Origin of the sequence: Oerskovia flava, assembly GCF_026163685.1 — a bacterium.
GTDB classification, from domain to species: Bacteria; Actinomycetota; Actinomycetes; order Actinomycetales; family Cellulomonadaceae; genus Oerskovia_A; species Oerskovia_A flava.
In genome coordinates, this window is the sequence record NZ_JAOXSR010000001.1 from 70,837 (window position 1) to 83,300 (window position 12,464).

Sequence of the window (12,464 nt, forward strand, 5' to 3'; positions counted from 1 at the left end):
GCGCACCCACCGGGCAGGGCTGGTGGCCGTCGCGCTCCTCGCCGTCGCGATCGCGGGACTGTCCCTCCAGACCTACGCCCAGGGCACGCTCCGCGAGCTGGCGCACGACGGCGTCGGCCTCGCCGCCACGTACGAGGACGCCCCGCTCGTGATCCAGGGCGCCTTCTACGTCCACGTCGTGTCCGCCTCGATCGCGCTCGTGATCGGGCCCGTCCAGTTCCTCCGACGCCTGCGGGAGCGTCACCCACGGCTGCACCGGGCCGGTGGCCGGGTCTACCTCACGGCGGTGGTCGTCGCGGCCGCGGCGGCGCTCCTGCTCGCACCGTGGAACACGGCGGGTCTCGTCGGCCTCTTCGGGTTCGGGACGCTCGGCGTGCTCTGGCTGGTGACCGCCGTCCGCGCCTACCGTGCGATCAGACGTGGCGACGTCCGGTCCCACCAGGCGTGGGTGATGCGCAGCTACGCGCTGACGTTCGCCGGGCCCACGCTGCGCCTGTGGCTCGCCGTCCTCATCCTCGGCCAGGTGGCGCTGGGCGGAGCGACCGACGAGGAGGCGGTCTTCGCCGCCGCCTACGCGGTCGTGCCCTTCCTGTGCTGGCTGCCGAACCTGGTCGTCGCCGAGTGGCTCATCAGACGGCGCGGTCTGCCCGCGTACCGCCTCGCGGCCGCCTAGACCGGTCGGCACGCACCCGAGGCCCCCACCCGGTCGCCGAGAACGACGTTGATGTCGCGAACCGTCCGACAACGACAGCAATCTCGTGCTCGGCGCGGAGCAAGGTCGTGCTCGGCGGAGAGGGGGCGAGGCGTCTGGGAGACTGGCCGGATGAGCGACGCTGGCCCGATCGTGCCCGACACCAAGGACTGGACGTGGGTCCTCGACCAGCCGTGCCCGGAGTGCGGGGTCGAGGTGTCGGCGCTCACCCCGGACCAGGTCGGCCCCGCGGTGCGGGGTGCGATCCCGCGCTGGCAGCGGGTCCTGGCCCGGCCCGACGCGGCGACCCGGCCCGACCCGGCGACGTGGTCGCCGCTCGAGTACGCCGCGCACGTCCGCGACGTGTTCGGCGTCTTCGACGTGCGGCTCGCGGCGATGGTCGAGGGTGACGACCCGCTGTTCGCCAACTGGGACCAGGACGCGGCGGCGCTCGCGGACGACTACGCCCACCAGGACCCCGCGGTCGTCTCCCGCGAGCTCGCGATCGCGGGGGACCGGGTCGCGGGCCGCTTCGACGCGGTCGCGCCCGACCAGTGGGAGCGCCCCGGACGTCGGTCGAACGACTCGGTCTTCACGGTCCGTACGCTCGGGCAGTACTTCTGGCACGACGTCGCGCACCACCTGCACGACGTCGGCGCGGACCAACCTGGCTAAAGCAACAGAATCCGGTCATGTAACACGCTGGCATTCTTCACCCGCTACTGTCCGGGCATGGCATCCGAAGTCGTGGGCCTCGTGCCCGTCGAGCATGCTCGCGACCATCTCCTGGCCGTCCCTCGGACCCCGGGCACGGCGAGGGTGCCGCTCGAGGTCCTGGCGGCAGGCTGGTTCCCGGCGTCTGCCTGGGAACGGCCGCCCGGCGGAGAGCCCGAGGTGCGGCCCATGGCCGGGGCGCGCTTCCGCGGCATGGTGTCCGACGATGTCGCGCTGCCCGGGATCCTGCGCCTCACCGAGGGCGTCACGGTCGTGGGGCCGTTCCCGCTGACGGCGCCGCAGACCCAGGCGCTGGACCTGGCGTCCGCGACCGCGGAGATCTACGCCGTGACCCTCGACGAGCCACGCGACCGCTCGGGGCCGGTGCAGCCGGTCGACGACCGTGACGGGCTGGGCCGGGTGTTCGCGGACGGCTGGCCGTCGGAGACCGAGCTGGGCGTGGTGCGCTGGATGATCGCGGCGGCCCGGCGCGCCGGTGGCGCCGTCGTGATCGACGGTCGGACGCACCTCACGCCGGACCCCAGCGCCTCGGTCGACCTCACGCTCTTCAGCGCGCAGGCGCTGGACCCGCAGTCGGCGCTCGGTGTCCTGCGCACGGTCATCGCGACGTCGCAGATCACGGGCGTCGAGGAGCGTCCGGACGGTCCGAGCGACTATTTGGTGACGGGGGAGTCGTCGTACGACGGCGCGCTGGAGATGCTCGTGCAGCGCGTGCAGGTGGTCCCGCAGTCGCTCGCGGCCCTGGAGTGGCGGGAGTACGGGCCGTTCGCCTACCGGCTGTCGTGGCGTCCCTCCGACCCGTACGAGCTGGAGGCCGAGCACCCCTCGGGGGTGCACGTCATCGCGCGGACGCGGATGCGGGCGTCGGTCGCGCGTCTGGCGGCGATGCTCCAGGGCCGCATCGGGGGCACGCTCGTCGACGAGGGCGGCTTCGTGGTCGGTGCCCACGACCTGGAGGAGCGGCTGCACCCGACGAGCGCCCCACCGTCGTCGCGCTTCCGGGTCTGAGGTTGTCCACAGATTCTGTGCACAAGGCTGTGGGTTGTGTGGGCGGTCCGCCCCACCACCTGTGGACGAACCTGTGGTCAACGGACCGGGGTGAATTACATCACCGGCAGCTCTTGTCCTGTCCGGCGGTGAGGGCTAGAACTTCTCTAACGGCATCGACAGGCACGGGGACGACGTTCCTCGGACCGAGTCCGGACCAGGCACAGCGGCCCGCGTCTGACGATCCACGGTCGACCGGAGAACGGTAGGGGCACGGCGGACACGTACCGCCAGCTGCGAGTGACGGCGCAGGTTCCTCCCGGACCGGAAGACCGACCGCAGAGCGCCGGTCACGGAGAACGGGCGGTGGGAGCGATCTCGCCGGTCGGTGATCGGCGCCGAGCCGTGACGTCGCCACGGCGCCCCGACGGCCCACCCCCACGGGGAGGGCCGACCGCCCCGGAGCGCGGATCGACCCGATGCCCCTCGGAGCCACGTTCCGGGGGGCATCGGCGTGCCGCCGGCCGCGAACCTGCGCACCGTCGGGCCTAGGCTCTTCACATGAGCAACCTCGAGACCCGTCCCGACGAAGAGGTGTGCACGGCCGGCGGGCCCGCCCCCGCCGGTGGTGTGGAGATCCTCACCCCGCGCGACGTGCCGCTCGGCGGGACGCGCGCGATGCAGGTGCGCCGCACGCTCCCTCAGCGCGAGCGCTCCCTGGTCGGCGCGTGGTGCTTCCTCGACCACTACGGTCCTGACCCGGTGTCCGCGATCGGCGACGGCTCCGACGGCATGCAGGTGCCGCCGCACCCGCACACCGGCCTGCAGACCGTCTCGTGGCTCTTCGCGGGGGAGATCCTGCACCGTGACTCCGTCGGTTCCTTGCAGACCGTGCGCCCGGGGGAGCTCAACCTCATGACCGCGGGGCGCGGCATCTCGCACTCGGAGGAGTCGCCCGCGGGGGTTCGCCCGCCGGTGCTGCACGGCGTCCAGCTCTGGGTCGCGCTGCCCGCGGACCGCATGGGCGACGCCCCGGCGTTCGAGCACCACGGTGACCTGCCCGTCGCCGAGCTCGACGACGCGCGCGTCCAGGTGATCGTCGGGGAACTCACCGTGGCCGGTCAGACCCTGCGGTCGACGGCGACGGCCTTCACCCCGCTCGTGGGAGCGCAGGTCGACCTCGCCCCGGGCGCCCGGGTGGTGCTCGACGTCGACCCCGGCTTCGAGCACGCGCTGCTGGTGGATGCCGGAGAGGTGCGGTTCGAGGGCACGTACGTGCCGCCGTCGGCCCTGGGGTACGTGGCACCCGGGCGCGAGCGCCTCGTCGTGCAGGCCGGTCCGGACGCGTCGGTGCGGGCCGTCCTCCTCGGGGGCGAGCCGTTCACGGAGGAGATCGTCATGTGGTGGAACTTCGTCGGGCGCTCGCACGACGACGTCGTGGCCGCCCGCGCCGACTGGCAGGCCCAGCTCGTGGTGTCCGACGACGGCGGCACGCCCCTGCAGGGCGGCACCCGGTACGCCGACGGTGCGCGCCAGGCGAGGTACGGCGAGGTCGAGGGCTACGACGGCGGCCCGCTCCCGGCGCCCGCCCTGCCGGACGTGCGGCTGCGCCCCCGGCAGCCCCCGACGCGCTGACGACGCCGGGGGCCGCGGGATCGTGCCGCCGCCGACCTAGCCGGCCTCGGCGTACTCGACGGTCCGTACGGACGTGACGTCCACGCCGTCGACCTGCTTGGTCACCGTGACGGTGACCTCGCCCGCCTCGATCGAGGACTGGCGTGTCGCGAACGACTGGTAGGCGTTCTTGCCGGGGGCGACGTCGGCGAACGTCCGCTCGCCGTACGGCGTGGTGACGGTGACGTCGACCGGCACGTCCTCGTCGTTGACGACACGAACGGCGAGGAACACCTTCCCGGCCGCGGTGCGCGCCTGCGCCTCGGCCGAGAACGCGACCTCCGCCTCGCCACCGTCGTCGCCGCACTCGAGGCGTGCGTCGCCCCACACGCCGTGGGCGCCGTTGATCGACCCGGGCGCGTCGACGATCAGGTCGATGTACTGGGCGCCCGTCACGTCGAGGTCGACGGTCTCGGTCGGGAACCCGGCCTGGAAGGTCGAGCCCTGGTAGCGGGTCGTGTCGTCGAGCGCCACCGTGAAGACCACCGAGCCGTTGAAGCCGTCCTCGAGGCCGGTGTCCGCGGTGAACCGCGTGCACTGCCCGCCGAGGTAATAGGTGACCTTCGACGCCGCGTGCACGCCCAGGCCCTTGTCGTAGGTCTTCTTGAGCGCGGGCGTGGTGTTGATGACGAGCGGCTTGTCGGGTGAGGACGCGGAGTCCTTGTTCGCGACGTCGATGCCGATGACGCCGTAGCCGTTCGTCGCGGACGTCCACTCCAGGTCGGACACCCACACGTCCCCGGCGGGGGCGTCGGGCAGGCCGAGCGTCACGGGACGCACGTCGAAGAGCTTCGCCGTCGTCCCGGACGGGAACGTGACGGACTGGAGCTGCTTCGCCGGGTTGAGCGGCGCGACGTTCGCGTAGACCTGGTAGCTGTACGTCGGGTACTCGTACCCGTCCGGGTTGTTGGCGTTGTTGCGCCCCAGGCTCGCGACGGCGACGTTCGCGTCCTTGAGCGGGCCAGCTGCCTGGATGAGCCAGTTCGGGAAGTAGAACGTCTGTCGGCTCGTGGTGCCGTCCCTGTAGGTGATGGTGACCTGCGGCGTGACGCCCGCGCCCGTGGCGGACGAGCCGAGGAACGCGAGGTGCGTGCCCGTGCCCTCCAGGGCGACGGTCTGCCCGTCGAGGGCCATCGAGTTGGGCACGCCCGGCTCGGAGTCGGGCCACCGGAACTCGATGGTGTCCTCGCCGCGCTGGACCTCGAGCGGCTCGCCCCACGTCGCCCCGGCGGCCGCGAGCGCGTCCTCCGAGAACGACGCGCCGCCGCCGTCGAAGTTGCCCGCGTCCTTCGTCGCGACCGACGTGATCGAGACGTGGTTGAACGCCGCGGCGAGGCTGCCGTAGGCGACGTCGAGCTGGCTCGACGCGGAGACGGACCGTTCCCCGCCGGAGGCGTCGAGGTACGTCGCCGTGCCGCCGACGCTCTGACGCCCTGCCCCGGCGCCGGTGCCCGGGCTGACGACGAACGTCGCGGTGAGCGTCTCGCCCGGGGCGACGGACGCGGCGGTCGTGCCCTGCTCGCTGACGACCGTCCACCCCTGCGGCACGTCGGGTGCGATCTCCACGTCGTCCTTGGGCTTCGTCCCGGTGTTGTGGAACGTGACGTGCGCGGTGGTCTCCTCGCCCTGGAACACCTGGTCGTCGAGTGCGACGGACACGTGCGCGCGGTGCGCGTCGGAGTCCTCGCCCCCGACGGCGCTCGTGCCGGTGAGGGTGACCGTCGCGGTCGCGTCGGACGCGACGGCGGCGATCTTGACGTGCACGACGCCGCCCCGCTCGTCGTCGTAGTACCAGCCGGTCTCGGCCGCCTCGAGCGCGGCGGCGTCGGCGAGCTCGGTGAGCTCGGTGCCGTCGACGCTCACGTCGTCGGGCGCGGACCCGGTGTGGACGTCGAGCGCGTAGGCACGGGCCGCGGCCTTGCCCGCGTAGTCCCCGTCCCGCTCGCCGACGGTCACGACGACGTCCCCGCCGTCCTGCTCGGGGGCGGTGACGGAGAAGACCTGCCGCGAGGCAGCGCCCTCGGCGTACGCCCGCGTCACCTGGTCGTCCTCGTAGAGCTCGAAGCTGCTCTCGCCCTGCGGGTAGACGTCGAGCGTGATCGGCGCGTCCGCGGGGACGAGCGACGCGTTGCGCGCGACGACGCCCTGCGGCACCACCGCGCCGGCCCGCACGAACACGGGGAGCGTGGCGAGCGGTGCGGCGTACCCGTCGAGGACACGACCACCGTCGTACAGGGCGCCGGTCCAGTAGTCGACCCACCGGCCCTTCGGCAGGTAGATGCCGTCGCGCACGTCGGAGCCGGTGAAGACCGGCGCGACGAGGAAGTCCTCGCCGAGCAGGAACTCGCTGTTCGCCTCCGCCCCGTACGCGTACGGGTCGTCGGGGTGCTCCAGCGCGATCGAGCGCATCATGGGCGTACCGGTCGTGTGCGACTCGGCCGCGAGCGTGTAGATGTAGGGCATGAGCCGCTGGCGCAGCTGGAGGTACGTCCGGTTGATCTCGGTCGCCTCCTCGCCGTAGAGCCACGGCCGCTTGTCGACCGACGCCCAGCCGCTCATCGAGTACAGCGCGGGCGCGAACGCCTTCCACTGCAGGTCGCGCACGTACGACTCGGCCGACCCGCCGAAGATCCCGTCGACGTCGCCGGTCGTGAACGCCTGGCCGGAGTTGCCCGAGCTGAGCAGCGCGGGCACCTGCCACCGCACGGCGTCGAGGTTGCCCGCGTGGTCACCGGTCCACTGCATGCCGCAACGCTGGGACCCTGCCCAGCCCTCGACCATGAGGGAGGTGCCGCGCGCGTCGGAGTGCGCCTCGATGCCGTCGTGCGCGGCCTCGCACGCGGTGAGCGCCATCCGGTAGCCGGAGCCGACCCAGGCGACGTCGAGCTTGCGCAGGCGGGCGCCCGCCTCGCCGATCTCGAACTCCTGGTTGGTCAGCGAACGCTCGGTCCACAGGCCGGTCTTCAGGCCGGTCTCGTCCTCGATCTGCGCGATGGTCTCGGGGAGCTCGACGTACTCGCAGCCGTAGCCGTCGTTGACGAGCATCCAGCCGCCGGGCATGTCGTGCTCGACGAAGTCGCGCGCGATCTCGAGCGCATCGGGCGTGCGGAGCTTGCCCGGCACGTCCCACGAGTTCGGGTTGCGCTCCTTGTACGTCTCGGAGCCGCGGTTGTAGCAGTCGGCGTCGCCGTACTCGAGCGCGTAGACCGGCGGCATGTGCGGCCGGCCGGTGAGCCGCGTGTACCCGTCGAGGGACTCCTTGTAGTCCCCGACGAAGTAGTAAGCGTCGAAGCGTCGCTCCTCGTGCGTCGTCGTCGCATCGTCGGTGAACGCGTAGGTGCCGCGCGCGAACGTGTTGCGCAGCACGCCGTAGCCCGCGCTCGTCATGTAGTAGGGGACGGCGTTCGGGTAGCCGTCGTCGTCCCAGTCGTACGAGCGGGCGATGTTGATCGTCGCGCCCGTGTGGATCGAGCGACCGTTCTGCATGCCGCCGCCGAGGAACTGCTCGCCCTCGCGCGGCGTGAGGTGCTGGGTCGCGCTGTTCGGGCCGAAGGTGATCGGAGCGCTCTCCTCCCACACGAGGGACCCGTCGGCGCGGGCGAGCGTCATGCGGTTCGTCGCGCGGTCGATCGTCAGCGTGACGGCGTCGGTGGCGAGCCGGATGGTCTCGCCGTCCTCGACCGTGGGCGTGGCCCCCGCGAACTCGTCGGTCCCGACGACGATGTCGGCCGTGCGCGCGGGGTCGCCCTGCGGAGTGTTGGCCGGGTCGGTGAAGGACCCGCTCGGGTCGGCCTCGACGCGCAGCGTGCTCTCGTCGAGGAAGGTCACGCGCGCGGCGCCGTCCTCCGCCTGCAGCGTGACGGAGCGTCCCTCCTGCTCGACGGCGGTGATCGCCCCGATCGGCGTGCCGTTCGTGGCCACGGGGACCTCGGGGATGACCGGCTTGGGGTCGATCGGGGTCGGGCCGACGGCCGGGGCCGCGCTCGCACCGGCCGCAGGGGCGGGCTCGGGCGCGGCCCCGGCGGGGACGGCGACGAGCCCGGAGACGACGAGCGCGGCGGCGGCGACCGCCGCCGCGGCTCGAGGTGGCAGTCCGCGCGTTCGCTTCGCGGGGTGTCGCTGACGTGCTGGCTTCATAGAGCTCCCTTGCCCGTGGCGGTCCGGCGTGGGCGGGCGTCGCGTGGAACGAGCCCTGGCCATCCAGGACCGCCTGATGAGTCCTGCTGCACTATTCTGCGCGATTCAGCATTGAATCACGCAGTAAGCATCACGTAGGACGGGCTCTGGCGCAAGAGTCAGGATGCCCTGCGCCGCAGGTGCAGCCCTCCGCGCGGCGTGGGCTCGGTGCCCGGGACCGTCTCGACCGTGGGTCGCACGCGGGCGACCCAGGCGCCGTACCGCGCGGCCAGGGGGTCGGCGCTGAGCCCGTGCGCGAGCACGCTGAGCAGGACGGTCAGCCCGATCGTCGCCACGGCCTGGCGCACCGGCTCAACGAGCTCCAGCTCCTCGACCGTGATGAGCGCGAACACGACGGAGGCGAGCCCGCGGGGTCCGAACCACCCGACGAACGCGACGGTCGGTGCCCGCAGGCCGGTCCCGAGGAGCGCGAGCGCGACGGGGACCATGCGCAGCACCGTGAGCGACAGCAGCGCGTAGACCACCTCCCGCCACCCGGCGGTCTCCACGACGAGCGGCACGGCGGCGAAGCCGAACGCCAGCCAGACCGCGAACCCCAGCGGTTCGGAGAGCATCTCGGTGAGCTCGAGCCCGGAGTCCTCGTCGTCGATCCACCGCGCGGCGGCCGCGAACGCCGTCCCGGCGACGAACGCGGCGACGAATGCGTTGCCCGTCGCGAGCTCGGCGAGCACGTAGGCCAGCCCGGGGATCGCGAGGACACCGAGAGCCCGGGAGCGCGGCGAGCTGAGGTCGCGCCGCCGGGAGGCCCCGAGGAGGATCCCGCCGCCTGCCCCCACGGCGACCCCGACGGCGACGCCGATCCCGAGCTCGAGCACCGCCTGCGCCACCGTCAGCGTGGTGCTGAGCCCTTCCGCGCCGGCGATCGCCGCGACGGCGAAGAGGACCACCGGCGTCACCATGCCGTCGTTGAGCCCGCTCTCCACGTTGAGCAGCCGCCGGACCCGCACGGGGACGACCGGGTTGAGCACGGTCGCGGCGCCGAGGCCCGCGTCCGTCGGTGCGAGAGACGCGGCGAGGAGCAGCGCGACGACGAACGGCAGGTCGGGCAGGACCACCTGGGCCGTCAGCACGCCGGCGACCACCGTCACGGGCAGGCCGATCAGCAGGAGCCGTGCGACGAGGCCCCGCTCGGCCGCGATCTGCCGGGGGCGCACCTGGGCGGCGTCGTGGAAGAGGATCAGGGCGAGCGTCAGCTCGGCGAGGGCCCGCACGGCCGGTGCGGCAGCGGTGTCGGCGCCACCGGCGGGGATCGCCAGGAGGCTGCCCGCCAGCACGAAGAGGATCGGCGCGGTGACCGACACCCGCCCCAGACCGCGCGCGGTGGCGGCGAACAGCAGGAGCAGGGCCGAGAAGAGTGCCAGCGTCACTGTCATCTGCACACTGCCATCCACACCGTCATCTGAACCTCGGGGGGAGCGATGCGGAGCGTCGGCCTCGCCCGACGCCGGTCCCTCCCAGCGTAGGGCGGGAGCGCGCGCCGGGCCTGCGCACCGGGCCGCACGGCGGGAACGCCAAAGGCCCCGCAGTAGTCTGCGAGGCCCTCGACGAGATGGAGCGGGTGACGGGAATCGAACCCGCGCTATCAGCTTGGGAAGCTGAAGTTCTACCATTGAACTACACCCGCGCGACGCAGCAACCTGGACGTCGGTCGCCCGTGCGGGGCTCCCTACGGCATGCTGTTCAACCTGCGCGCGACCCGATCATACCCAACGGAACCGATGACGCCAGCATCGGTTGCCACCACGACGCCCGAGGAGGCGCCTTGACCCAGGATCCGTACCAGCGCGAGCCCGACCACACGGCAGGGGAGGCGGGCCGCGACCCGCAGCCCGCCGAGCCGTCGTACGGGACGCCGCCCGCCACCGAGGAGCCCGGGCAGCCGGGCGGGGGCCAGCCCTACGGGACCCCGCCGAACGCGGGGCAGCCCTCCGCCGGCCAGCCCGGGGGGCCGTACGCGCAGGGCTACCCCGGCCAGCCGTACGCGCAGGGGTACCCGGGGCAGCCCTACGGTCAGGGCTACCCCGGTCAGCCGTACCCGGCACCCGGCTACGGCTACGAGGACCCGCTGGCGAAGTCGCGGCTCGCGGCGGGCCTGCTGGGCATCTTCCTGGGCAGCATCGGGGTCCACCGGTTCTACCTGGGCTACACGGGCATCGGCCTGACGATGCTGCTGCTCACGATCGTCGGGTCGTTCGTGACGTTCGGGCTCTCGGCGATCGCCGTGTCGATCTGGGGTCTGGTCGAGGGGATCCTCTACCTCACGGCGCGGCAGGGGTCGTACGCGGTGGACTCGACGGGACGCCCGCTGCGTTCCTGACCACCACCCGGGGTCGGAGCCTGCAGGCACGGCGGCGTCCGTGCGTCACGGACGGAGCGCTCCGACCCCGGGGGAGTCGGCTAGCGTGGCCCCGTGCTGCTCTCCGACCGCGACATCCGCGCCGAGCTCGATGCCGGGCGCGTCCAGCTGGACCCGTACGAGCCGTCCATGCTGCAGCCGTCGAGCATCGACGTGCGGCTGGACAAGTTCTTCCGGCTGTTCGACAACCACAAGTACCCGTTCATCGACCCGGCGGCGGACCAGCCCGACCTCACCCGCCTCGTCGAGGTGGAGAAGGGCGAGCCGTTCATCCTCCACCCCGGCGAGTTCGTGCTCGGCTCGACCTTCGAGGCCGTCACGCTGCCCGACGACGTCGCGGCGCGGCTCGAGGGCAAGTCGTCCCTGGGTCGGCTCGGGCTGCTCACGCACTCCACGGCCGGGTTCATCGACCCGGGGTTCTCCGGTCACGTGACGCTCGAGCTGAGTAACGTCGCGACGCTGCCGATCACGCTGTGGCCCGGGATGAAGATCGGGCAGATGTGCTTCTTCCGGCTGTCGTCGGCGTCGGAGCACCCGTACGGCTCGTCGGTCTATGGTTCTCGCTACCAGGGCCAGCGCGGTCCGACGGCCTCGCGGTCCTGGCAGAACTTCCACCGCACCGACGTGTGACCGGACGCCCGGGGCACGGCCGGCTGCGACGACCAGCGACGAAAGGCTGACCCGTGGCCCAGGCTCCCGCGACCGGACTCCCGGTGCTCCCTCCTGTCTCCGCCCAGGGCCACCAGGCGCGGCACCTGCTCGCGCTGCCGGCCGACGTCGAGGTCGAAGAGGTCGAGACCCTCGCGCTCTCGCGCTTCGCCGGCGCGCGCTGGGACGTGGTGCCCGCGGGTGTCGAGCCGGCCACCCCTGCGCCCCGCACGGCGCGACCGGGGGAGCCCGGGGTGCTGCGCACCTCGCGGCACACCACGCTCACAGGCCCGTACGCGCCGTCGGCCCCGAGCGGCCCCGCGCTCGCGCTCCCGCCCGGTACCGCGACGGTGTTCGACGTCGTGTGCCCCCGCGAGCGCGGCGAGGCGCCCTACCCGGGCGGCGGGGACCGCGAGGGCCTCGCGCGGGCGTTCCCCGCTGGCCTGCCCGTGCGGGAGGAGGAACGCGCGCTCTCCTGGCTCGTCGCGGCGGCTCGCCGCCTCGGCGGTTCGATCCAGGTCGACGTCGCCGCGCCCGTCGGCCCGGGCACCGTGCTCACACCCGACCCGGCCGCCGCGGTCGACATGTGCGTGTACTCCGACGTGTGGCTGGACCCGCACGCTGCGCTCGCGGTCGTCGCCGCCCTGCACCCCCGTACGCGGCTCGCGACCGAGGGCACCCCGTGGCAGGGTCCGCCGCAGGGCATCGGCGAGCGACACCTGTACCGCGGAGAGAAGATGGACCCGGAGCTGCGCCGGGCCGTGCACGCGGCGGCTGACGACGTCGACATCGCCGCCCTCACGGGGCCGAAGGTCCTCGAGGGGTACGGCATCGTCGTCGACATGGGTGTCGACGGGTTCGTGGCGGTCGAGGTCGGAGGCGAGGAGCGCCTGCCCCTCCTGCTGCGCGGTCTGCCGTGGACGGCCGGTGGCGCGGTGGCGTACCGGGTGCGCTGGGAGCCGCTCGACCTCGTGGAGTCGCAGCAGGAGCGGCCTGCGCTCGACCACCAGGTGGCGCGCCGGCGGGCCGCCGTCCTGGTGTCCACGGTGGTCAAGGCGCTGCACGGTGCGGTCGGCGGGGAGATCGCGGACGAGGCTGACTTCCTGGTGGACGCGGTCGATCTGTGACGCGGACCACCCCGACGGGCGGAGCTCGGCACGGCGGGGGACGCGTGCC

9 protein-coding genes and 1 tRNA gene are annotated in these 12,464 nt (G+C 73.1%); 7 read left to right on the forward strand and 3 right to left on the reverse strand.

Annotated elements, in window-relative coordinates; genetic code table 11:
* The first annotated feature begins 22 nt into the window (after positions 1-22).
* The 4 genes from OHL10_RS00315 to OHL10_RS00330 all read left to right on the forward strand — a co-directional run bounded on the left by OHL10_RS00315 (position 23) and on the right by OHL10_RS00330 (position 4,048).
* The gene (locus OHL10_RS00315) at positions 23-673 is read left to right on the forward strand and encodes a DUF2306 domain-containing protein (RefSeq protein WP_265520160.1); all 651 of its coding nucleotides are present in this window, start codon (positions 23-25) and stop codon (positions 671-673) included.
* A gap of 150 nt (positions 674-823) precedes the next feature.
* Positions 824-1,366 (forward strand): DinB family protein, encoded by a 543-nt coding sequence (locus tag OHL10_RS00320; RefSeq protein ID WP_265520161.1) that lies wholly within the window; start codon positions 824-826, stop codon positions 1,364-1,366.
* Between the two features lie 57 nt (positions 1,367-1,423).
* Entirely contained in the window at positions 1,424-2,434 is a 1,011-nt protein-coding gene (locus OHL10_RS00325; RefSeq protein WP_265520162.1) for a hypothetical protein, read from the forward strand.
* A gap of 540 nt (positions 2,435-2,974) precedes the next feature.
* On the forward strand, positions 2,975-4,048 hold the full coding sequence (locus OHL10_RS00330; RefSeq protein WP_265520163.1) for a pirin family protein: 1,074 nt from the start codon (positions 2,975-2,977) through the stop codon (positions 4,046-4,048).
* A 36-nt stretch (positions 4,049-4,084) separates the two neighbouring features.
* Here OHL10_RS00330 and OHL10_RS00335 read toward each other — a convergent pair whose 3' ends face one another.
* From OHL10_RS00335 to OHL10_RS00345, 3 genes are all read right to left on the reverse strand, one after another.
* Positions 4,085-8,224 carry an NPCBM/NEW2 domain-containing protein gene (locus OHL10_RS00335; RefSeq protein WP_265520164.1) on the reverse strand — a complete coding sequence of 1,380 codons (4,140 nt, stop codon included), beginning with the start codon at positions 8,222-8,224 and terminating at the stop codon, positions 4,085-4,087.
* A gap of 158 nt (positions 8,225-8,382) precedes the next feature.
* Complete coding sequence (locus OHL10_RS00340) at positions 8,383-9,657, reverse strand: cation:proton antiporter domain-containing protein (protein WP_265520165.1); 1,275 nt, start codon at positions 9,655-9,657, stop codon at positions 8,383-8,385.
* Between the two features lie 177 nt (positions 9,658-9,834).
* Positions 9,835-9,908, reverse strand: a tRNA-Gly gene (locus tag OHL10_RS00345).
* A gap of 138 nt (positions 9,909-10,046) precedes the next feature.
* On the opposite strand from OHL10_RS00345, the gene OHL10_RS00350 reads away from it, so the two are divergent.
* The 3 genes from OHL10_RS00350 to OHL10_RS00360 all read left to right on the forward strand — a co-directional run bounded on the left by OHL10_RS00350 (position 10,047) and on the right by OHL10_RS00360 (position 12,415).
* On the forward strand, positions 10,047-10,601 hold the full coding sequence (locus OHL10_RS00350) for a TM2 domain-containing protein (RefSeq protein WP_265520166.1): 555 nt from the start codon (positions 10,047-10,049) through the stop codon (positions 10,599-10,601).
* A 93-nt stretch (positions 10,602-10,694) separates the two neighbouring features.
* On the forward strand, positions 10,695-11,270 hold the full coding sequence (dcd, locus tag OHL10_RS00355) for a dCTP deaminase (protein ID WP_265520167.1): 576 nt from the start codon (positions 10,695-10,697) through the stop codon (positions 11,268-11,270).
* Positions 11,271-11,323: 53 nt separating this feature from the next.
* Complete coding sequence (locus OHL10_RS00360; protein WP_265520168.1) at positions 11,324-12,415, forward strand: hypothetical protein; 1,092 nt, start codon at positions 11,324-11,326, stop codon at positions 12,413-12,415.
* Positions 12,416-12,464: the final 49 nt, after the last annotated feature.